Genomic DNA, 20,036 nt, shown 5'->3' with positions numbered 1-20,036 from the left:
CGGTTACACCATCACGCCCTGCAACAGCCGGGGCAGCTGCCCGGTCTCGCCGCGCGCCTCGGCCATGAAGCGGTTCTTGAGCGGCGGGATATGGTTGATCGCGGTGATGCCCAGCCGCCGGACCGCGCTGGCGGTCTTGCCGGGGACGCCGAAGATGCGGTTGAAGCTGTCGGTCGCCACCGAGACCATCAGCGTGTCGAGCCCGCGCCACTGCTGATAACGCTGGAGCAGCGCGGCATCCCCCAGGTCCATGCCGGTCCGCTTGCCCTCGACCAGCACCTCGACCAGCGCGGCGACATCGCGATAGCCCAGATTCACGCCCTGGCCCGCGATCGGGTGGATGCCATGCGCCGAGTCGCCGACCAGCACCAGCCGCTCGCCCGTCATCGTCGCGGCGCGGTGGAAGCCTAGCGGATAGGCCGAACGCGCGGACGCATGGCTGAGCGTACCAAGGAATCCGCCCATGCTCTTCTCCGCTTCGGCGAGGAAGGCGCGGTCGGACAGCTTCAGCATCGCGTCGCCGTCGCGCCCCGGCACCGACCAGACGATCGCCGAGCGATGCCCGATCTCGTCATCGGGCAGGGGCAGCAGCGCGAACGGGCCGCTGGGATAGAAGATCTCGAACGCGATATTCTCGTGCGCCACCTCATGGTGGAAGGCGCTGATGATCGCCTTATGGTCATAGGACCAGCGCGCGACCTTGATCCCCGCCGCCTCGCGCGTCGGCGACTGGCGACCCTCGGCGGCGACCAGCAGCGGCGCGCGGACGGTGGTGCCGTCGCTGAGAATCGCGGTGACGCCCGCCGGGCCACGCTCGACCGACACCGCGCGGGTCTGCATCCGCAGGTCGACCCGTTCGGCCTCGTTGGCGGCCTCGTGGATCGCGCGGCGCAGCAGCTTGTTCTCGAACATCGTGCCCAGCGCGCCGTCATCGGCATCGGGGATGAAGTCGAGCGCGCCCGGCTCCAGCCCGTCGCTGACCCGGATGTGCCGGATCTCGCAACCCTTGCCCGCCAGCTTCGCGCCGATCCCGATCGCATCGAGCATCCGCCAGCTGGCCGAGGCGACCGCCGAGGCGCGCCCGTCGAAACCGGGGGCCAGCACGACCGCCGGATCGGCCGGATCGACGATGATCGAAGACAGGCCATGCGCGGCCAGACCGACACCCAGAGTCGCGCCGACCAGGCCGCCGCCGAGGATGATGACGTCGCTATCCATGCCCATGCTCCTAGACCTTCATGCGGCGGCAAACAATGTGCAGACCGTCCCGCGCCTTGACGTAGGAACCGTCAGGGGCGATGAATTTTCCCGCATTTTCGGACATTCCTGAAGGATTACATCCCATGGCCAGCCGCGCGCAGCCGGTTTTATGGCGCGAGACGGTGAAGGCGGGCGCGGTGCGCAGCGGCGCGCTGGTCGCCGCGATCGCGCTGTTCGCCGTCACGCTGATGCTGGTGCTGGCGCTGGCCAGCTACCGCGCCAGCGATCCCGCGCTCAACACCGCGTCGGGCGCGGCCCCCGCCAACTGGATGGGGCTGCCCGGCGCGTGGATCGCCGATATCGCGCTGACCCTGTTCGGGCCCGCCGTCGCGCTGATCCTGCCGGTCGGGCCGATCGTCGCGACCCGGCTGTGGCGCGACCGCCCGGCGGGGCGCTGGGTGCGGATGCTGCGCCAGGCGGTGATCGGCACCGCGATGATGGCGTGCGCGCTATCCTTCGTCTCCGACTCGGCGGTGCTGGCGCTGCCCGCCGGATGGGGCGGGGTGATCGGCCTGTCGGTGGCGAACCTGGTGCGCTGGGCGCTGGCGTTCAGCGGACAGGCGGCGGTCGTCACCTGGGGATCGGCGGCGATCGGGCTGGCGCTGGGCGTCGGCGGCGCGCTGATCTGGGGACGCAGCCTGGAACTCGACATCGCCGAGCGCGGGCTGGCGCGCCTGCGCCGCCGTCGCGCCTTGAGCGAGGATGGCGAGGGCGTGGCCTGGGACGATGAGGACGCGGCGCTCTATGACGACGAGGAGGACGAAGAGGAGCCGCTGACCCTGGCGCGCAAGGCGGTGCCGGTGCGCGAGGATCGCCCCGCCCCCGTCATCGCCGACCGGCAGGTCGCGCCTGCGCCCGCGCGGCCCAAGGCGGCGGCGGATCGCGACGCGCCCTATCAGCTGCCCCGGCCTCGACCTGCTGACCCCCGCGCCGCCCTCTCCGGCGGGGACGATCGACAAGGCGGCGCTGGAGCGCAATGCGCGGTTGCTGGAAAACGTCCTCGACGATTTCCGCGTCCAGGGCTCGATCGTCGAGGTGCGCCCCGGCCCGGTCGTCACCATGTACGAACTGGAGCCGGCGCCCGGCATCAAGGCCAATCGCGTCATCGCGCTGGCCGACGACATCGCGCGCAACATGTCGGCCATCTCGGCGCGCGTCGCGGTGATTCCGGGGCGCAACGTCATCGGCATCGAACTGCCCAACGCCAAGCGCGAGATGGTGTCGCTGCACGAACTCGTCGCGTCGCAGAGCTTTGCCGACCAGGCCGCGCAATTGCCGATCATCCTGGGCAAGAATATCGCGGGCGACTCGGTCGTCGCCGACTTGGCGCCGATGCCGCACCTGCTGGTCGCGGGTACGACGGGTTCGGGCAAGTCGGTCGGCCTCAACGGCATGATCCTGTCGCTGCTCTATCGCCTGACGCCCGAGCAGTGCCGGATGATCATGATCGATCCCAAGATGCTCGAACTGTCGATGTATGACGACATTCCGCATCTGCTGTCGCCGGTCGTCACCGATCCGGCCAAGGCGGTCCGCGCGCTGAAATGGGCGGTCGAGACGATGGAGGACCGCTATCGGCAAATGTCCTCGGTCGGCGTGCGGAGCCTGGCCAGCTTCAACGACAAGGTGCGCGCGGCCAAGGCCAAGGGCCAGCCGCTCGGCCGCAAGGTCCAGACCGGCTATCACCCCGAGACCGGCCAGCCGGTCTATGAGGAGGAAAAGCTCGAATACGAACCGCTGCCGCAGATCGTGGTGATCGTCGACGAGCTGGCCGACCTGATGATGACGGCGGGCAAGGAAGTCGAATTCCTGATCCAGCGGCTGGCGCAAAAGGCGCGCGCGGCGGGCATCCACCTGATTATGGCGACGCAGCGTCCGTCGGTGGACGTCATTACCGGCGTCATCAAGGCGAACCTGCCGACCCGGATCAGCTTCCACGTCACCTCCAAGATCGACTCGCGCACCATCCTGGGCGAGCAGGGCGCCGAGCAGCTGCTGGGGCGCGGCGACATGCTCTACATGCCCGGCGGCAAGGGCATCGTGCGCGTCCACGGCCCCTTCGTCTCGGACGACGAGGTGCACCGGGTCGCGGACCATTGGCGCGCGCAGGGCCAGCCCGACTATATCTCCTCGGTCACCGAGGAACCGGCGGAGAGCTTCGCGCTGGACGGCGCACCCACGGGCGAGGATTCGGCCGAGGACCAGCAATATCGCGCCGCGATCCAGCTGGTGTGCGAAAGCCAGAAGGCCTCGACCTCCTGGCTCCAGCGGCAGTTGCGCATCGGCTACAACTCGGCGGCGCGGCTGATCGAGCGGATGGAGACCGACGGCATCGTCGGCCGGCCGGACCATGTCGGTCGCCGCGAAGTGCTGCGCGATACCGAGGGGCATCCGATCTAGGGGCGGATCGCCGTTCAGAATTGCTTCTTCCCCTCTCCCCTGTCCAGGGGAGAGGGTTAGCGGAGCTTGCCAGCGTGCTGGCTAGCGCAGCTTGGGTGAGGGGTTGAGCGAGCCCAAAGGCTCGCGCGCTCGCGGAGCGAGCGCCCACCCCTCACCCAGCTCCGACTAAGCCTTTGCTCTCGCAAAGGCCAAGTCTGCGCAACCCTCTCCCCTCTGCGAGGGGCGAGGGAAGGGAAGACATCGCTGGGTGGCGATAGACCCTGGGGGGGCAATGACGTTGCGCTGAATCCACGCGACCCCTCTGTTTCAGGGGCGGGGCGGGCAATTACCCCCAGTCTCCATTCGCACAGAGCAAAGTCGAAGGGTACGCTCGCCGCTCACCACGCGGGATTCCCCAGGCCTTCGACGACGCTCGGGCCGGACGGAAGGATGGGCTTACGGTGCGACCGGCTTCAACATCGCCGAATCGATATGCCAGCGCAGCTGGTCCGCGCTTGCGCCCGGCACGTCGTTGACCCGCCGAACCACATATTGCCCGGCGAAACGCTGTTGCCGCCCATCGGTCAGCTGCGCATCGACGGTGACGGGAATGGTCGCATAGATCGATCCCGCCGCCCCTTCGCTGGGCGGCATCTGCCCGATCGTCACGCTGGTCGCGCGGGTCCGGGCGAAGCCCTTCTGGAAATCGGCGAAGCGCTGGCCCGGACGGCCATCGGGGCCCCATTGCGTCCAGGCGGTGGCATAGTCGTGCGCGTTGATCGCCGCGTAATAGCGCCGCACGACCGCCGCCGCCGCCGCGTCGCTCTTGGGGGCGACCGAACAGCCCGGCGTGGCCGCGGCATCGTCGCCCAGCAGCGCGCAGCTGCGGGCGATCTCGTCCTCGATCATCGCGCAGCTATTCGCCACGTTGCACGGCGGATGGGTGGCAGGGCTGACCGAGGTGCAGATCCTCACCAGCCGGTCGGCGGCGGCGCGACCCCGCTCGGCCGCGCAGGCCAGGATCCGGTCCGGCTCGGTGGCGGTCTTGATCGGGGCGGGCAGGGTGCGGGGCGTGCCCGCCGGGCTGGCGGTCGGCGCGGGGGCCTGGGTCGCGGCGCCGTTGCGCAGGCTCCCCGCCTCACCGCCATCGCCGCACCCCGCCAGCGGCAGGGCGATGCCAAGGGCGATCCAATAGGGGGAGCGGATCATCGCATATCTCCGGAGGGTTGCCCCGGACCAACGCGTCGGCCGCGATCGGGCTCCGTTCAGATGGACGGCGTGGTCGGCGCGGAGGTAGTTGGCGGGGGCGTGGTGTCCTCGGCGGCGGGCGGGGGATTGCCCGTCGCGGCCGCCGGGCCGGGCACCGTCACCGGGCTGGTGATGATCGGCGACGGCGTGGCGATCGAGGCGACCAGCGCGGCATTCTCGATCAGGTCGAGCGCATGGCGGGCCAGCACATAGCGCCGCGCGGCGCGCTGCCAGGTCTGGGCGGTGGCGGCGCCGGGCAGCCGGGTCACTTCGGCCCGCGCGGCCTCGACCTGTCCGCCGTCGAGCAGCCGCTGCGCGCGCGCCAGCCGCTCGGTGGGATTGGTCGAGGGCGCCGTCGCCTCGCGAATCACGATCAGACGACCCAGTTCCTGCCGCAGCCCTTCCCACCAGCCATTGCTGGTATTGACGATCAGGTCGGGCCCCAGCGTGTCCAGCCCCTGGCGCAGCGTCTCCAGCGTCACCGGCTGGTGCGAGGCCATGATGAGCGCGGACACGGCGCGCGGCTCGCTGCCCCCGAAGCGGATGCGGAGCTGTTCCTCCAGATAGCCCAGCGGCTGCCCCCGATCGATCGCGCGCCGTGCGGCGGCGGCGACCAGGATCGATTCGGCGCGGGCGGCCTGGGTGCCCGCCGCCGTCGAGTCGGTCGCGATCGCGGCGGCGCGCGCCTCCAGCGTGGCGAGTTGCGCGGCCAGCGCGGCTTCGCGGGTGGCGAGCGCGACCGGATCGGCGGCGGCATGCGCCGCCTCGGTGGCGGCGGTATCGGTCGCGGTGCCGGACTTGGCGGCGGTGGCGTGCGGCGCGGTGGCGGTGGTGCCGCCGAACCAGCTCAGGTGGCGCATCGCATAGGCCATCAGCAGCAACCCGGCGGCAAAGGCGAGCAGGACCAGCGCGATGGTCGCGCCCGTACGGGGCCCGCGCGACGGCGGTCGGTCGGAAGGCGCGAATTCGTTCATGCCCCGCTTATCCCCGTGGCGGCGGTCCGGGTCAACGCCCGCGCGGCGGCGACCATCGCGGCGTCGCGCGGGGCGGCGGCGATCCGGCTGGCCGCCCAGCCTTCGCCCGCCGCCGCCGCCGTCTTCGCGCTGATCGCGACGATCGCCACCGCCCCGCGCGAAACCCCCGCATCGTCGACCAGCATGGCCAGCCGCGCCGCCGCGCGCGCCGAATGGAGCAGCACGACCGTCCCCGCCAGCGCGCGGACTGCGTCCCGGTCGACCGCCACCGGTTCGGCGGCATAGACGATGCGGACCATCGCCCCCGTCTCCACCCGGTCGCGCCCCGCCAGATGGAGCAGCCGGGCCAGCCCCGCCGCGCGGGCCTGTTCGACCACGGCGGCTGCATCGCGCTCGCCGGTCAGCGCCACCGTCAGGCCCGCCGCACGCGCCGCCTCGGCGGTGGCGGGGCCGACCGCGACGACGGGCTTGTCGCTGAACGCGGCCAGCCCCGGTCCGGCCAGCCGCACCGCCTGCGCGCTGGTGAAGAGCAGCGCCCCCACATCGTCCGGCGCGGGCGGCGTCCAGGCGAGTGCCTGTGCCGCGAAGAAGGGGAGCGCGCGCGCCGCCAGCCCCTGGGCGCGCAGTTCGGCGATCGTCGCGGCATTGCCGGGCTCCGGCCGGACCACGACGACCGTCATCGCCTCAGCCGCCGGCAAACAAGCGGCGCACCACGGGCGGCGCGCGGTCGAGCAGATCGGTCGCCAGCCGCGCGCCCAGCGCCTCGTCCAGCCCGCCCTCGACCCAGCCGCTCACCCGCGCCGAGCCGTCCTCGGCCAGCAGTTCGGCGCGCAGGGTCAGCATTTCCCCCGACAGCGAGGCGAGCGCCGCGACCGGGCTGTGGCAATCCGCCTGAAGCGCGGCGAGCAGCGCGCGTTCGGCCATGACGCAGGCATGGGTTTCGGCATGGTCGATCGACCCGATCAACATGGTGGCGGCGGCATCGTCGGCGCGCGTCTCGATCCCGACCGCGCCTTGCGAGGGGGCGGGGAGCATCTGGTCGGTCGGCACGGCGTGGCCGACATCGCGCCCCAGCCGGTCGAGCCCGGCGGCGGCGAGCAGGGTGGCGTCCATCTCGCCGCTGGCCACCTTGGCAAGCCGCGTATCGACATTGCCGCGCAGCAGGGTGATGGTCAGGTCGGGCCGGTGCGACAACAGCTGCGCGCGGCGGCGCGGGCTGCTGGTGCCGATGACCGCGCCGGGACGCAGGCCCGCGATCGTCTCCGCGCCGATCAGCCGGTCGCGGACATCCGCGCGCGGCAGCATCGCGGCGATGTGCAGCCAGTCGGGGCGGACCGTCTCGACATCCTTCATCGAATGGACCGAGGCGTCGATCTCGCCGTCGAACAGCGCACGGTCCAGTTCCTTGGTCCACAGCGCCTTGCCGCCGATCTCGGCCAGCGCGCGGTCCTGCACCCGGTCGCCGGTGGTCTTGATCGGCACGATCTCGACCGCGTCCTCGTCCCACCCTTGCGCCTCCGCCAGCGCGGCGCGCACCATCCGCGCCTGGGTGAGGGCCAGCGGCGAACCGCGCGTACCGAGCCGAAAACGAACCATGGTCCGGCCTTTGCCGCAATACGCCCCCCTTCGACAATAAGGATGCGAGGGGGTATGGGGTCGGCCATGCTGATCCTGGGACTGGAATCCTCGTGCGACGAGACGGCCGCCGCACTCGTCACCGATGACGGGCGCGTGCTGGCGCATCGTCTGCTGGGGCAGGAGGCGGCGCATGCCCCGTTCGGCGGCGTCGTCCCCGAAATCGCCGCGCGCGCGCATGTCGAGGCGATGGAGCCGCTGGTCGCGGCCGCCTTCGCCGATGCGGGCGTGACCCTGGCCGATGTCGACGCCATCGCCGCGACCGCCGGGCCCGGGCTGATCGGCGGGGTGATGGTCGGCCTCGTCACCGGCAAGGCGCTGGCGCATGCGGCGGGCAAGCCGCTGATCGCGGTCAACCATCTGGAGGGCCACGCCCTGTCGCCGCGCCTGTCCGATCGCGAGCTGGCCTATCCCTATCTGTTGCTGCTGGTGTCGGGCGGGCATTGCCAGCTGCTGCTGGTCGAGGGCGTCGGGCGCTATCGCCGGATGGCGACGACGATCGACGACGCGGCGGGCGAGGCGTTCGACAAGACCGCCAAGCTGCTCGGTCTCGGCTATCCCGGCGGTCCGCGCGTCGAGGCGGCGGCGCGCGAGGGCGATCCTTATGCGGTGCCGCTGCCCCGCCCGCTGAAGGGCGCGGCCGAGCCGCATTTCTCCTTTGCGGGCCTCAAGAGCGCGGTCGCACGCGCGGTCGGGCATCACCGGCCAGAGGATATCGCCGCATCCTTCCAGCAGGCGGTGGTCGATTGTCTGCTCGACCGCACCCGCCGCGCGCTGGCCGAGGTTCCCCCCGTCACCGCGCTGGTCGTGGCGGGCGGGGTCGCGGCGAACGGGGTGATCCGGGGCGCACTCGAGTCGCTCGCCGCCGAGCATGGCCTGCGCTTCGTCGCGCCGCCGCTATGGCTGTGCACCGACAATGCCGCGATGATCGCCTGGGCGGGGGTCGAGCGGTTCCGCGAAGGGCTGACCGATCCGCTCGACACGCCGGCGCGGGCGCGCTGGCCGCTCGATCCGGCGGCCGAGGCGGTGCGCGGCGCGGGGGTGAAGGCATGAGGATCGGGGTGATCGGGGCGGGGGCCTGGGGCACCGCGCTGGCGCAGGTCGCCGCCTATGGCGACCGGCCGGTGCGGCTCTGGGCGCGCGACCCGGCGGTGGCCGAGGCGATCAACACCACCCATGCCAATCCGCTCTATCTGCCGAACATCGCCTTGTCGCCGGGTATCGAGGCGGTCAGCGATCCGGCGGCCATGGCCGATATGGATGCGCTGCTCGTCGTCACGCCCGCCCAGGCGGTGGGCCCGGTGCTGGCGACGATGCCGGTCGGCGCGACGCCGCTGGTCCTGTGCTCCAAGGGGATCGAGGCGGGGACGCGGCGGCTGGTCGGCGAGGTGGCCCGCGCGCTCCATCCCGACGCGCCGATCGCGGTGCTGTCGGGGCCGACCTTCGCGCATGAGGTGGCGGCGGGGCTGCCGACTGCGGTGACGCTGGCCTGCGAAGAGCCCGCGCTGCGCGAACGCCTGTCCGCGCGCATCGCCGCGCCGCATTTCCGACCCTATGCCACCGACGACGTGACGGGGGCGGAGATTGGCGGCGCGATCAAGAACGTCCTCGCCATCGGCTGCGGCGTGGTGGAGGGCGCGGGGCTGGGCCAGAATGCGCGCGCCGCACTGATCGCGCGCGGCTTTGCCGAGATGACGCGGTTCGGGCTGGCGCGCGGCGGTCGTGCCGAGACGCTGGCCGGGCTGTCGGGCCTGGGCGATCTGGTGCTGACCTGTTCGTCGACCGCGTCGCGCAATTTCTCACTGGGAGTCGGGCTGGGGCAGGGCCGCTCGGCAGCGGAGCTGCTGGCCGACCGGCGGACCGTGGCGGAAGGCGCCTTCACCGCCCCCGTGCTGCGCCAGGCGGCGATGGAGGCGGGAGTCGACATGCCGGTCTGCGCGGCTGTGTGCCGGTTGCTGGAAGGAGCGGCGGTGAAGGACATCATCGGCATGCTGCTGGCCCGGCCGCTCAAGGCCGAGGGGCACTGATCCCAAGTTCCGTTCAGCCTGAGCGAAGTCGAAGGCCAAGGGAATCCACCGCCAGCAAACCCCTTGGCTGGCATGATGGCGTGGCCTTCGACTGCGCTCAGGCCGAACGGAGCGCGGGAGGAGCGGGGGAGGCGAAATTACCGCAAAACCTGCCGCGCCAGCGCCCCGCATGCCGCATTCTGTGCCTTGGGCCCCGAATCGCCGGTGATCGCGCGGCCGATCGACTTGAAGATGTTGCCGACCGACTTCACCTCCTTCGGGATGACGAGGTCGGGCTTCTCCAGCGTGCCCGTCACCGTCGCGGCCCCCGCCAGGCGCAACACCCCGCCCTGTTTGGGCGCGCCGGTCAGCCGCAGCGCCAGCCGCTCGTCGGGGAAGGTGACGGTGCCCGTCCCGTCCAGCCGGCTGCGCGAGGTGTCGACGATCAGCGGATCGGCGCGGCCAGTGCCGTTCCGCATGTCCACCCCGACGATCAGGCAGCGCAGATTGGCCCGCTCCGACGATCCCGCCATCAGCGCCGCCCCGGCATCGAACCCCAGCGCCGCCGCATAGCGATCGGGCAGCGAGCCGTTCGCCACCACCAGCCCGATCCGCCCGCTCGACCGGCCGATGGCGTCCCGCACCGTCTCGCCCGCACCCGCCAGCTTCGCCCGCGCCGCGACCTGTCCGGTGATCTCGGTCTGGCCCGACAGCGACAGGACGCTCGCCCCGCTCAGCCGCAGGTCCAGCGTCAGTTGCGGCACCTTGCGCCCGCCGCGCTGGTCGATCACCGCGCGGCCGGTCACTACCCCTTGGCGCAGGGTCATGCGAATCCGGTCGATCGTCAGCCGCTGATGGTCCATCGCCATCCGCCCGGTGAATCCGGTGATCGGCGAGGCTCCCTTGGCGCTGACCACCCGGCCGACGCGGAAGGCAATGATGCCGTCGGTCGTATCGATCTTGCCGATGTCGATCCGGGTGTTGGGCACCAGGCGCGGCCCGATCCGCCGTTCGAGCGCGGCGGCCTCGGCCAGCCCCTCGGGCGAGGACAGGTCGTCGAAATCCAGCTGCCGCGCGGTGACGTCGCCGTCCAGGATGGTGCGCCCCTGCCGCTTGTTGACGGTCAGCCGGCCGCTCAGGTCGGAGCGTCCGATCCGTCCCTTGAGGTTGGTGATCGTCCAGCGCGGGCGTTGATGCTCGACATGCGCGGCCAGTTCGACGGCGCCGGTCTGGAACAGCCCCGCCTCGATCACCGCGTCGATCCGCTTCAGGTCGTCGGCCTTGGCCGTCAGGTCGAGCGTCATCGCATCGGTATCGAGCGGCCGGGCCATCGTGCCGGTCGCCTTCATCGACAATTGCGTGCCGCTGATCGTCGCCTGGAAGGGCCAGCGCCCCGGTTTCACCGCCGCGCCGGTAAAAGCGATGCGGACCGGCGCGCCGCGCACCGTGCCGTCGCCCTCGGCCCGCACGCCCTTGTCGGGATCGGCGGCGATGCGCAGCGTGGCAGTCCGGTCCTGCTTGGCGTCGCGATATCCGACCACGCCGTCGGTGATGGTCAGCCCTTGGAGATCGGTGGAGCTGCCCCCCTCTTCCGGCTCGCCGGGGCGGGACCAGTTGGTCCGGCCCTGCTTGTCGCGGACCAGCGCCAGCCGCAGTCCCGAGACGCGAATATCCTCGGGTTTGAAGCGGCCCGTAAGCAGCGGCCAGACCGAGAAACGGATTTCGGCGCGCGACAGGCGGACGAAATCGCCGCGGCCCGCCCAGTCGGCCTGCGGGATGCGCAGATCCTCGACCGCGATGACGGGGTGAAAGCCGATCGCGTCGACCCGGTGGACAGAACCGATCGTCACCGGCCGCCCGAATCGCTCGGTCGCCTCGCGCGTCACCGCCCCGCGCAGCATGCCCCAGGGAAAGACCGCCAGGACCAGCACCAGCAACAGCGGCAGCGCGACCAGCACCCCCACCGCGATCCTCACCCAGCGCCGCCGCCCCTCCGGGCGATTCTTCACCTGAATCATGACGACGGGACGCGCAGACCGGCGGTTCGTTCCACCTGCGTCAGGACCGGACGGCGCGATGATTGCCCCGACGCCCCGCCCGCCCTAGATATGGGGCCATTGTAATCGGGAGCTCCCTCCGTTGGTCCTCATCCTTCAGATCTTGCAGATTCTCCTCAACGTCGTCTGGTGGGTGATCATCGTTCAGGCGATCCTGTCCTGGCTGATCGCCTTCAACGTCATCAACACCTCGAACGATTTCATCCGTTCGGTCTGGTATGCGCTCCAGAAGATGACCGATCCGCTCTATCGTCCGATCCGGCGCATCCTGCCCGATTTCGGCGCGCTCGACCTGTCGCCGATGGTCGTGCTGCTCGCGGTGGTCATCCTCGACAAGATCCTGAACGCCGCGATCGCGCAACAGATGTACGGGGGCGCGGTCGTCGTCGGCTGATGCCCGCCTGGTCGCCCTGCGACGACGGTATCCGCATCGCGGTGCGCGTCACCCCGCGCGGCGGGCGTGATGCGCTGACCAGCGGCACCGACGCCCATTTCGCCGCGCGGCTGTCCGCACCCCCGGTCGACGGCGCGGCCAATGCGGCGCTGGTCCCGCTGGTCGCGAAGCATTTCGGCGTGGCCAAGCGCGCGGTGACGATCGTGGCGGGCGAAACGGCGCGATTGAAGCGCCTTCACATCGCCGGGGACCCGGACGCACTGGCGCGTCTGGCCGAGGCGCTTTATGGCGGTGCGCCATGACCAGCGCCACGATCATCGACGGCAAGGCGTTCGCCGCCGGCCTCCGCACCCGTATTGCCACCCAGGTCGCGACCTTCCGCGACGCCACCGGCCGCGCGCCGGGGCTGGCCGTCGTCCTTGTCGGCGAGGACCCGGCCTCCAGCGTCTATGTCCGGTCCAAGGGCAAGGCGACGCGCGAGGCGGGGATGGAGAGCTTCGAGCATCGCCTGCCCGCCGATACCGACCAGGCGACCCTGCTGACGCTGGTCGAACAGCTCAATCAGGACCCGACCGTCGACGGCATCCTCGTCCAGCTGCCGCTGCCCGGCCAGATCGACGCGCAGGCGGTGATCCAGGCGATCGACCCCGACAAGGATGTCGACGGCTTCCACCCGGTCAATGCCGGGCGGCTGGCGACGGGCGTCGAGGGCTTCGTGCCCTGCACCCCGCTCGGCTGCCTGATGCTGCTCAAGAGCATTCACCCCAGCCTGTCGGGGATGGACGCGGTGGTCGTCGGCCGCTCGAACATCGTCGGCAAGCCGATGGCGCAGCTGCTGCTGGGCGAAAGCTGCACCGTGACGGTCGCGCACAGCCGTACCCGCAATCTGCCCGAGGTGGTCGGCCGCGCCGATATCGTCGTGGCGGCGGTGGGCGTGCCGGGGCTGGTCAAGGGCGAATGGATCAAGCCCGGCGCCAGCGTCATCGACGTCGGCATCAACCGGACCGAGACGGGCCTGGTCGGCGATGTCGAATATGACGCCGCCGCCGCGCGCGCGGGCGCGATCACCCCGGTGCCGGGCGGCGTCGGGCCGATGACGATCGCGGTCCTGCTGCGCAACACGCTGGTCTCGGCGGGTCGGCGCGAGGGCGTCGCGATCGACCAGACGGCGCTCTGAGCCGGTGCTCGAACTCTTCATCTCGTCGCTGATCACCTTCTTCGTGGTGATCGATCCGCCGGGCTGCGCGCCGATCTATGCAGGGCTTTCGGCGGGGGCGACGCCGCAGCACCGCCGCGCCATGGCGATCCGCGCGGTCATGGTCGCCTCGGTCATCCTGTTCGTCTTCGCGCTGTTCGGCGAGGCGCTGCTCCACGGGCTTGGCATCGAGATGCCCGCCTTTCGCATCGCAGGCGGTATCATGCTGTTCCTGATCGCGCTGGAGATGGTGTTCGAGAAGCGCACCCAGCGGCGCGAGGACCGCGCGGCCAAGGTCGCCGACGATCCGCACGAGGCGGAGGACGTGTCGATCTTCCCCATGGCGATGCCGATGATCGCAGGTCCCGGTTCGATCGCGACCGTCATGCTGCTGATGAGCCGCAACCAGGGGCTGGAGGCGTCGCTGGTCGTGCTGGGCGCGATGGTGACGATCCTGCTCCTGACGCTGGTCGCTTTGCTGGCGGCGGGGCCGTTGATGCGGCTGCTGGGCGCCAAGATCGAGGCGGTCATCACCCGCGTGCTGGGCGTGCTGCTCGCCGCGCTGGCGGTGCAGTTCGTGATCGACGGGGTCACCGCCAGCCTGAAGTGATGGCATTCCTCCCCGGCCAGGGGAGGTGGGACCGTGGAGGGGGCGTGCCGCCCATGAGGCCGCCCCCCTTCCATCAGGCCCGACGGCCTGCCACCGCGCCGCAAGCGGATCAGTCGATCCGGTACAGCCGCAGCGGCGACCCCTTGGGCAGCGGCAGCGGGGTCAGCCAGCCAGGCACCCAGCCATGCGCCATCCGGTCGTAAAAGCCCCCCGGCGCCCGCGCGCGGTAGTTGGTCGACTCGGACATGTCGGGGCATAGCAGCAACAGCGTCGCGCCGTGCCGCTTCATGATCGCGCGCGCCTGCGCCTCCCCGCCCTGAAAGGCGTGCTGCACGTCCAGGATCGCGTCGCCGTTGCGGTGATAGGGCCCCGCGATCGCGTCATGATGGGTGGTCACGATCAGCCGCGGCCCCAGATCGACGAAGGTGAAGACCGTCGCTGCCGGATAGGCGTTGAGCCGCGCCAGCACCGAAGTGCGCACGCACTGCCCCGTCGCGCGGTTGACCCGCGCGGCATAGGCATTGGCCTGCCCGACCGGCAGATGGTTGAAGATCAGCGCGGTGGCGATGCCGCTCGGCACCAGGATCGCCGCGACCATCACCGGCACGCGCAGCAGCGGCGAGGGCAGGCGGTTGATCCAGGGCAGGATGATCCAGAGCAGCGCCGCGACGCCCGGCACCGCCAGCATCTGCGCCGCCGGGGCCGCGCGCGCCTGCCACAACAGCATGGCGCAGGCGAAGGTGGTGAACAGCGCGATCGCGGTCCACCCGATCGTGCGCCGCCGCACCGCCGCGACGATCGCCCCGATCATCCCGATGATCGGCATGATGACCATGGGCAGCGCGATGCGCAGCGGATGCTTGTAGATCGGCTTGGCCTCGCGGACATTGTTCAGCCAGTTGCGCTGCAATTCGGGGCTGACCTGTTCGGGCCGCGTCAGGCATTGCGGAAAGCGCCAGGCGAAGCCGCCCGCGATCACCGCGCCCGCCAGCACGGCAAGGCCCAGCCGCGCGGCGCGCGACTCGGGATTGATCCGTGCCAGCAGGAACAGCAGCGCCCCCGCCACCACCGTCACCGACAGCCAGACCGGGGTCAGCGCGTCGCAGCGCATGGCGTAATTGGCGTTGGAGGCAAAGGCGGCGAACCCCGCCGCGCTCCCCCCGCCCAGCGTCAGCGCATAGACCGCCAGCCGCGACGCCTCGTCCCGGTCCCAGACCCAGCGCAGCGTCAGGATCGCCCCCGCCATCGCGGCATAGGGCAACATCTCCAGCCCGATCGACAGCGACACCGCGCTGGCCAGGCCGACCAGCGCACCGCCGCGCCGCGCCTGCGGATCGCACAGCCCGGCGACCGTGACCGCCAGCATCGCCAGCTGCCATCCGTGATGGTCGATGCGCATCGGCATGAACATCAACTGGGTCGAACCCGCGCAATAGAGCAGCGCGATCCCCAGCGGCCAGGCATAGGGCGCGATCAGGCGGCGCATCGTCGCCGCGATTCCCAGCATCGCGATCGACAGGGGGATGGTCGGCGCGATCCCGCAGGCCAGCCGCTCGGCCCAGGCGGGGGTGGTGAACAGGCGGAAGAACAGGATCAGCCCGGCGATCGGCAGGTCGACGATGCGGCTCCAATGGATGTCGAACCCGACCGGCGGGTTCATCCGGTACTGGCGCAGATCGTACCAGCCTTGCCCCGCCATCCAGGCGCGCACCTGCATCAGCCGCATATTGTCGTCGGTGTCGCCCAGCGACCACCAGCGGATCTGGCCCCAGCGGTCATAGACGTACCAGGCGGCGATCGCGACCCAGGCGACCATGACCCATTGCCGCCAGTTGCGGTCGATCTCGCCCTTCAGACGTTCCAAAGACGCTTCCCTCATAACCGCCTGCGGCCTAAGGCGCAGGACTTCGGGCTCCGCTCTATCGCGGGCGACGTAAAGGGCAAGACGGCGGCGTGGCGACTCTTCAGCAGCGGATCGGGCGGTGGCGGGACAGCGGGATGCTGGGCCAGCTGATCCGCTTCGGCATTGCGGGCGGACTGTCGACGGTCGTCTATTCGGCGGTCTATCTGCCGCTGACGTCCTGGGTCCTGCCGCATGACAAGGCGGTGCTGGCGGTGCCGCCCGCCTTTCTGGTCGCGGTGATCTTCGGCTTCTTCCTGCACAGCGCGTGGAGCTTTCGCGGGCACGGCACCCGCGACTCCAGCGGGCGGCAGCATCTGAAATTCCTGGTGGTACAAGGCTTTGGACTTGTGCTGAATGCGGTCTTCACGTGGATCGCCACCGGGCTTCTGCATCAACAACCCTGGGTCGCGCTGATCCCGGTGGTCACGATCACACCGATCGCGACCTTCGCGCTCAACCGCCAATGGGTCTTCGGATAAGTTCATGGACCGTATCGTTTACGACCGCATGGCCGCGCATGATTCCACCCATTGGTGGTATCGCGCGCGCCGCGACATCCTGGCCGATTATCTGACCCGCTATGGCAAGCTGCCGGGCGAGGCGCGCATCCTGGAGATCGGCTGCGGCACCGGGCACAATCTGCCGATGCTGGCCGGTTTCGGCACGGTCGACGCGATCGAGATCGATCCCGCCGCGCGGGAGATCGCGTCGGAGCGACTCGGCAAGCCGGTGGGGGCCGCCCCCCTGCCCGAACTGCCGGGGATCGAACGCGGCGCGTACGACCTGATCGCGGTGCTCGACGTGGTCGAGCATATCGAGGACGATGTCGCCGCGCTCGCTGCGATGAAGTCCTGCCTGAAACCGGGCGGCAAGATCCTGATCGCGGTGCCGGCGCATCAATGGATGTGGTCGGCGCATGACGTGGTGAACCACCACCATCGCCGCTATTCCAAGGCAACTCTGGTCTCGGCGATCGAGAAGGCGGGTCTGCGCCCCCGCAAGCTGACCTATTTCAACTCGCTGCTCTTCCCGCTGGCGGCTGCGGCACGCATCGCCGGGCGGCTGACGGGCCGCGACGACAGCGACGACTCGCCCCCGCCCGCGCCGCTCAACAAGGCGTTCGAGGCGATCTTCCGGCTGGAGCGGCATCTGGTCGGCCGCGCGCCGATGACGCCGGGGGTTTCGATCGTGACGTTGGCGGAGCCTGTTTGACGCGGGAGGGGCGTGGCCTTCGACTTCGCTCAGGCTGAACGGAGGTTGGGATAGTTGGCCATAAGCACCTCGCTCCGTTCAGCCTGAGCGAAGTCGAAGGCCAAGGGAATCCCCCGCAAATTCCGGTTCCGCTCTCGGGCATCCCGCTCTAGGGAATCCCCCATGCTGGACTTTCATCGCGCCGATCTGGCCCGGTTGGCCGCGCGGGACCGATTGCGGGTGCTGGCCCCGATGGCGGGCAAGGACTTCGCTTCCAACGATTATCTGGGCCTCGCAAACAGCCCCCGCCTCGCCGCCGCGATGGCGCGGGCGATCGAGCAGGGCGTGCCCGTCGGCTCGGGGGGCTCGCGGCTGCTGCGCGGCAACCACCCCGAGCATGAGGCGCTGGAGGCGGAGGCTGCCGTCTTTTTCGGCGCGGAGGCGAGCCTTTATTTCTCCTCGGGCTATACCGCCAATGTCGCGATCATGGCGACGCTGCCCCAGCGCGGCGACCTGATCGTCCATGACGCGCTGGTCCATGCCAGCATGCATGAGGGGATGACGCTGTCGCGCGCGACCTCGGTGGCGGCGGCGCATAACGACGCGGACGCGTTCGAGCAGGCGATCCGGACCTGGCGCACGCAGGGCGGCAAGGGCACGCCCTGGATTGCGGTCGAAAGCCTCTACAGCATGGACGGCGACACCGCCCCGCTCCCCGACCTGATGGCCGTCGCCGAGCGGCACGACGCGATGCTGGTGGTGGACGAGGCGCATGCCACCGGCGTCTTCGGCGACCGGGGACAGGGGCTTTCGTCGCCGGGCGAGCGGGTGGTGACGCTGCATACCTGTGGCAAGGCGATGGGGTGCGAGGGCGCGCTGGTCGCCGGGCCCGCCATCGTCCGCGACTATCTGGTCAATCGCGGGCGGGGGTTCATCTTCTCCACCGCGCCCTCGCCGCTGATGGCGCGCGGGGTGCGCGAGTCCCTGCGCATCCTGGCAGACGAACCCGAGCGGCGCGCGGCGCTCCACGCGCGGATCGCGCTGGCGGGCGAGCATCTGGCAAGGCACGGCGCCTCCGCACGCGGCACGCCGATCATGCCGCTGATCCTGGGCGACAATGGCCGGACGATGCGCGCGGCGCACGCGTTGCAGGCGCGCGGCTTCGACATTCGCGGCATCCGCCCGCCGACCGTGCCGGTGGGCGCGGCGCGGCTGCGGCTGTCGATCACCCTCAATGTCGAGGCGGCGGACCTCCTCGCCCTCGACCAAGCATTGCAGGAGGTTCTGGCATGAGCACCATCATCGTCACCGGCACCGATACCGAGATCGGCAAGACCGTCTTCTCCGCCGCGCTGACGGCTGCGCTGGGGGCGAGCTATTGGAAACCCGTCCAGGCGGGCACCGACGAGGACGGGCATGGCGATGCCGAGACGGTGGCACGGCTCAGCGGCCGTCCGGTCCTCCCTTCCGCCTATCGGTTGAAGACCCCCTGCTCGCCGCACCGCGCCGCCGAGATTGACGGGGTGGAGATCGACCGCGCACGCCTCGCGCTGCCGCAGGTCGACGGACCGCTGGTCGCCGAGGGGGCGGGGGGCGTGCTGGTGCCCGTCACCCGGCAGCTGCTGTTCGCCGACCTGTTCGCGCATTGGGGGCGGCCCGTGGTGCTGGTCGCGCGGACGGGGCTGGGGACGATCAACCACAGCCTGTTGTCGATCGAGGCGTTGCGGTCGCGTGGTGTGCCGATCCTGGGCGTGGCGTTCGTCGGTGAGGGCGTCGAGGACAGTGAGGCGACCATCGCCGCGATCGGCGGGGTGAAGCGGCTCGGCCGCCTGCCGCGGCTTGCCGAGCTGACCCGAGAGACGCTGGCAGAGGCTTTCGCCGCCCACTTCGATGTGGGGGATTTCCGATGACCTCGCCGGTCTGGCACCCCTTCACCCAGCATGGGCTGGGCGAGCCGATCCCAATGGTCGCCACCGCTTCCGGCGCGGTGCTGACCACGGTCGATGGGCGGCAGGTGATCGACGCCATTTCCAGCTGGTGGGTGACGACCCACGGCCACAACCATCCGCGCATCAGCGCCGCCATCGCCGAGCAGGCGGGCAAGCTGGACCAGATCATCTTCGCGGGCTGGACCCATGACCCCGCCGAGACGGTCGCCGCCGAGCTGGTGCGGATCACCCCGCCCGAACTGACGCGGGTCTTCTTCTCCGACTCGGGTTCGACGGCGGTCGAGGTCGCGCTGAAGATGGCGCTGGGTTATTGGCTCAACCGGGGCGAGCCGCGCCATCATATCCTGGTCCTCGAACACAGCTATCATGGCGACACGATCGGCGCGATGTCGGTGGGCGCGCGCGGCGTGTACAACCGCGCCTATGCGCCGCTGCTCTTCGATGTCGGCACCATTCCCTTTCCCAGCGATGTGCAGGCCACGCTTGATGTGCTGGAGGCGGAATGCCGGGCGGGCGCGGCGGCGTTCATCGTCGAGCCGCTGGTGCTGGGGGCGGGGGGCATGTTGTTCTACACCCCTGAGACGCTGGCGGCGATGCGCGAGATCTGTACCGCCCACGGGGTACTCTTCATCGCCGACGAGGTGATGACCGGTTGGGGCCGCACCGGCACGCTGTTTGCCTGCGACCAGGCGGGGGTGGTGCCCGACATTCTGTGCCTGTCCAAGGGGCTGACCGGCGGTGCGGTGCCGTTGGCGGTGACGCTGGCGACCGAGCCGATCTTTCAGGCGCACTGGTCGGAGAGCGATCGGTCGAAGCAGTTCTTCCATTCGTCCAGCTACACCGCCAACCCCATCGCCTGCGCGGCGGCGGCGGCCAATCTGGCGATCTGGCGCGAGGAGCCGGTGCAGGACCGCATTGACGCACTGGCGGCGGCGCAAGGCCGCCATCTGGCGGGAATCGCGGACAGGGTGGCGGTCCATAGCCCCCGCCAGCTCGGCACCATCGCCGCGTTCGAACTGGGCGCGGGGCAGGACTATCTCTCCGACCTGGCCCCCCGGCTGCTCGCGCATTTCCGCGAGGCCGATCTGCTGGTCCGGCCGATGGGCAACACCATCTATGTGATGCCGCCTTATTCGATCACTCCGGCGCAGCTCGGTAAAGTCTGGACCGGCATCGGCGAGGCGATCGATCGTTTCGGGGGATAACCCCTATTCCTCCCCTGCAAGGGGAGGTGT

General features: G+C 70.5%; 19 protein-coding genes and 1 pseudogene. 12 read left to right on the top strand and 8 right to left on the bottom strand.

All coding sequences use genetic code 11. The annotated features are described in order from the left end of the window. Positions 1–3: 3 nt before the first annotated feature. Both QE363_RS01740 and QE363_RS01735 read right to left on the bottom strand, forming a co-directional pair. Positions 4–1,218 (bottom strand): UbiH/UbiF/VisC/COQ6 family ubiquinone biosynthesis hydroxylase, encoded by a 1,215-nt coding sequence (locus QE363_RS01740; RefSeq protein WP_309691253.1) that lies wholly within the window; start codon positions 1,216–1,218, stop codon positions 4–6. 10 nt (positions 1,219–1,228) lie between these two features. After that, the gene (locus QE363_RS01735; protein ID WP_309698254.1) at positions 1,229–1,444 is read right to left on the bottom strand and encodes a hypothetical protein; all 216 of its coding nucleotides are present in this window, start codon (positions 1,442–1,444) and stop codon (positions 1,229–1,231) included. Between QE363_RS01735 and QE363_RS01730 the strand changes: the two are divergent. Continuing rightward, positions 1,344–3,660 (top strand): annotated as a pseudogene (locus QE363_RS01730) (DNA translocase FtsK). The gene QE363_RS01735 and the pseudogene QE363_RS01730 overlap by 101 nt on opposite strands. A gap of 435 nt (positions 3,661–4,095) precedes the next feature. Here QE363_RS01730 and QE363_RS01725 read toward each other — a convergent pair. From QE363_RS01725 to hemC, 4 genes are read right to left on the bottom strand one after another with little or no spacing between them, the layout of a single operon-like run. Then, positions 4,096–4,848 carry a hypothetical protein gene (locus QE363_RS01725; protein WP_309691250.1) on the bottom strand — a complete coding sequence of 251 codons (753 nt, stop codon included), beginning with the start codon at positions 4,846–4,848 and terminating at the stop codon, positions 4,096–4,098. Between the two features lie 56 nt (positions 4,849–4,904). After that, positions 4,905–5,861 (bottom strand): hypothetical protein, encoded by a 957-nt coding sequence (locus tag QE363_RS01720; protein ID WP_309691247.1) that lies wholly within the window; start codon positions 5,859–5,861, stop codon positions 4,905–4,907. Next, on the bottom strand, positions 5,858–6,541 hold the full coding sequence (locus QE363_RS01715; protein ID WP_309691244.1) for a uroporphyrinogen-III synthase: 684 nt from the start codon (positions 6,539–6,541) through the stop codon (positions 5,858–5,860). The genes QE363_RS01720 and QE363_RS01715 overlap by 4 nt, the downstream gene beginning before the upstream one ends. 4 nt (positions 6,542–6,545) lie before the next feature. Beyond that, the gene (hemC, locus tag QE363_RS01710) at positions 6,546–7,457 is read right to left on the bottom strand and encodes a hydroxymethylbilane synthase (protein ID WP_309691241.1); all 912 of its coding nucleotides are present in this window, start codon (positions 7,455–7,457) and stop codon (positions 6,546–6,548) included. Between the two features lie 66 nt (positions 7,458–7,523). On the opposite strand from hemC, the gene tsaD reads away from it, so the two are divergent. Together tsaD and QE363_RS01700 are read left to right on the top strand one after the other, a co-directional pair. Then, complete coding sequence (gene tsaD / locus QE363_RS01705) at positions 7,524–8,549, top strand: tRNA (adenosine(37)-N6)-threonylcarbamoyltransferase complex transferase subunit TsaD (RefSeq protein ID WP_307101706.1); 1,026 nt, start codon at positions 7,524–7,526, stop codon at positions 8,547–8,549. After that, positions 8,546–9,523 carry an NAD(P)H-dependent glycerol-3-phosphate dehydrogenase gene (locus QE363_RS01700; RefSeq protein ID WP_309691236.1) on the top strand — a complete coding sequence of 326 codons (978 nt, stop codon included), beginning with the start codon at positions 8,546–8,548 and terminating at the stop codon, positions 9,521–9,523. The genes tsaD and QE363_RS01700 overlap by 4 nt, the downstream gene beginning before the upstream one ends. A gap of 137 nt (positions 9,524–9,660) precedes the next feature. On the opposite strand, the gene QE363_RS01695 is transcribed toward QE363_RS01700, so the two are convergent. Then, positions 9,661–11,520: an AsmA family protein gene (locus QE363_RS01695; RefSeq protein WP_309691233.1), complete on the bottom strand. Its 1,860-nt coding sequence runs from the start codon at positions 11,518–11,520 to the stop codon at positions 9,661–9,663. Positions 11,521–11,641: 121 nt separating this feature from the next. On the opposite strand from QE363_RS01695, the gene QE363_RS01690 reads away from it, so the two are divergent. The 4 genes from QE363_RS01690 to QE363_RS01675 are packed head-to-tail and all read left to right on the top strand — an operon-like array spanning position 11,642 to position 13,758. Further along, the gene (locus tag QE363_RS01690) at positions 11,642–11,953 is read left to right on the top strand and encodes a YggT family protein (protein WP_307101698.1); all 312 of its coding nucleotides are present in this window, start codon (positions 11,642–11,644) and stop codon (positions 11,951–11,953) included. Then, entirely contained in the window at positions 11,953–12,255 is a 303-nt protein-coding gene (locus tag QE363_RS01685) for a DUF167 family protein (protein ID WP_309691228.1), read from the top strand. Before QE363_RS01690 ends, QE363_RS01685 begins: the two co-directional genes overlap by 1 nt. Then, the gene (folD, locus tag QE363_RS01680; RefSeq protein ID WP_309691225.1) at positions 12,252–13,130 is read left to right on the top strand and encodes a bifunctional methylenetetrahydrofolate dehydrogenase/methenyltetrahydrofolate cyclohydrolase FolD; all 879 of its coding nucleotides are present in this window, start codon (positions 12,252–12,254) and stop codon (positions 13,128–13,130) included. The genes QE363_RS01685 and folD overlap by 4 nt, the downstream gene beginning before the upstream one ends. A 4-nt stretch (positions 13,131–13,134) precedes the next feature. Further along, positions 13,135–13,758 carry a MarC family protein gene (locus tag QE363_RS01675; protein ID WP_307101691.1) on the top strand — a complete coding sequence of 208 codons (624 nt, stop codon included), beginning with the start codon at positions 13,135–13,137 and terminating at the stop codon, positions 13,756–13,758. 109 nt (positions 13,759–13,867) lie between these two features. Here QE363_RS01675 and QE363_RS01670 read toward each other — a convergent pair whose 3' ends face one another. Further along, positions 13,868–15,637 (bottom strand): AcrB/AcrD/AcrF family protein, encoded by a 1,770-nt coding sequence (locus QE363_RS01670; RefSeq protein WP_309691221.1) that lies wholly within the window; start codon positions 15,635–15,637, stop codon positions 13,868–13,870. Positions 15,638–15,756: 119 nt separating this feature from the next. Here QE363_RS01670 and QE363_RS01665 point away from each other — a divergent pair, with 119 nt between their 5' ends. The 5 genes from QE363_RS01665 (at position 15,757) to QE363_RS01645 (ending at position 20,006) form a co-directional block, all read left to right on the top strand. Further along, complete coding sequence (locus QE363_RS01665) at positions 15,757–16,140, top strand: GtrA family protein (protein ID WP_307104683.1); 384 nt, start codon at positions 15,757–15,759, stop codon at positions 16,138–16,140. A 4-nt stretch (positions 16,141–16,144) separates the two neighbouring features. Further along, the gene (locus tag QE363_RS01660; RefSeq protein ID WP_309691219.1) at positions 16,145–16,873 is read left to right on the top strand and encodes a class I SAM-dependent methyltransferase; all 729 of its coding nucleotides are present in this window, start codon (positions 16,145–16,147) and stop codon (positions 16,871–16,873) included. A 162-nt stretch (positions 16,874–17,035) separates the two neighbouring features. Continuing rightward, complete coding sequence (locus QE363_RS01655) at positions 17,036–18,145, top strand: 8-amino-7-oxononanoate synthase (RefSeq protein WP_309691217.1); 1,110 nt, start codon at positions 17,036–17,038, stop codon at positions 18,143–18,145. After that, a complete protein-coding gene (gene bioD / locus QE363_RS01650) occupies positions 18,142–18,762 on the top strand; it encodes a dethiobiotin synthase (protein ID WP_309691216.1) in 621 nt (206 codons plus the stop codon). Before QE363_RS01655 ends, bioD begins: the two co-directional genes overlap by 4 nt. Further along, positions 18,759–20,006 (top strand): adenosylmethionine--8-amino-7-oxononanoate transaminase, encoded by a 1,248-nt coding sequence (locus QE363_RS01645; protein WP_309691214.1) that lies wholly within the window; start codon positions 18,759–18,761, stop codon positions 20,004–20,006. The genes bioD and QE363_RS01645 overlap by 4 nt, the downstream gene beginning before the upstream one ends. Positions 20,007–20,036 lie beyond the last annotated feature (30 nt).

Origin of the sequence: Sphingomonas sp. SORGH_AS_0870, assembly GCF_031453175.1 — a bacterium.
Taxonomy (GTDB): Bacteria; Pseudomonadota; Alphaproteobacteria; order Sphingomonadales; family Sphingomonadaceae; genus Sphingomonas.
Note: the sequence above shows the minus strand (reverse complement) of the source record. Positions and strands in the feature narration are given on the sequence as shown.

What these genes read in the sequence shown, in the direction of transcription:
- QE363_RS01740 (WP_309691253.1), bottom strand. Translation starts at nt 1,218, where the DNA reads ATGGATAGCGACGTCATCATCCTCGGCGGCGGCCTGGTCGGCGCGACT.
- QE363_RS01725 (WP_309691250.1), bottom strand. Translation starts at nt 4,848, where the DNA reads ATGATCCGCTCCCCCTATTGGATCGCCCTTGGCATCGCCCTGCCGCTG.
- QE363_RS01720 (WP_309691247.1), bottom strand. Translation starts at nt 5,861, where the DNA reads ATGAACGAATTCGCGCCTTCCGACCGACCGCCGTCGCGCGGGCCCCGT.
- QE363_RS01715 (WP_309691244.1), bottom strand. Translation starts at nt 6,541, where the DNA reads ATGACGGTCGTCGTGGTCCGGCCGGAGCCCGGCAATGCCGCGACGATC.
- hemC (WP_309691241.1), bottom strand. Translation starts at nt 7,457, where the DNA reads ATGGTTCGTTTTCGGCTCGGTACGCGCGGTTCGCCGCTGGCCCTCACC.
- tsaD (WP_307101706.1), top strand. Translation starts at nt 7,524, where the DNA reads ATGCTGATCCTGGGACTGGAATCCTCGTGCGACGAGACGGCCGCCGCA.
- QE363_RS01700 (WP_309691236.1), top strand. Translation starts at nt 8,546, where the DNA reads ATGAGGATCGGGGTGATCGGGGCGGGGGCCTGGGGCACCGCGCTGGCG.
- QE363_RS01695 (WP_309691233.1), bottom strand. Translation starts at nt 11,520, where the DNA reads ATGATTCAGGTGAAGAATCGCCCGGAGGGGCGGCGGCGCTGGGTGAGG.
- QE363_RS01685 (WP_309691228.1), top strand. Translation starts at nt 11,953, where the DNA reads ATGCCCGCCTGGTCGCCCTGCGACGACGGTATCCGCATCGCGGTGCGC.
- folD (WP_309691225.1), top strand. Translation starts at nt 12,252, where the DNA reads ATGACCAGCGCCACGATCATCGACGGCAAGGCGTTCGCCGCCGGCCTC.
- QE363_RS01670 (WP_309691221.1), bottom strand. Translation starts at nt 15,637, where the DNA reads ATGAGGGAAGCGTCTTTGGAACGTCTGAAGGGCGAGATCGACCGCAAC.
- QE363_RS01665 (WP_307104683.1), top strand. Translation starts at nt 15,757, where the DNA reads ATGCTGGGCCAGCTGATCCGCTTCGGCATTGCGGGCGGACTGTCGACG.
- QE363_RS01660 (WP_309691219.1), top strand. Translation starts at nt 16,145, where the DNA reads ATGGACCGTATCGTTTACGACCGCATGGCCGCGCATGATTCCACCCAT.
- QE363_RS01655 (WP_309691217.1), top strand. Translation starts at nt 17,036, where the DNA reads ATGCTGGACTTTCATCGCGCCGATCTGGCCCGGTTGGCCGCGCGGGAC.
- bioD (WP_309691216.1), top strand. Translation starts at nt 18,142, where the DNA reads ATGAGCACCATCATCGTCACCGGCACCGATACCGAGATCGGCAAGACC.
- QE363_RS01645 (WP_309691214.1), top strand. Translation starts at nt 18,759, where the DNA reads ATGACCTCGCCGGTCTGGCACCCCTTCACCCAGCATGGGCTGGGCGAG.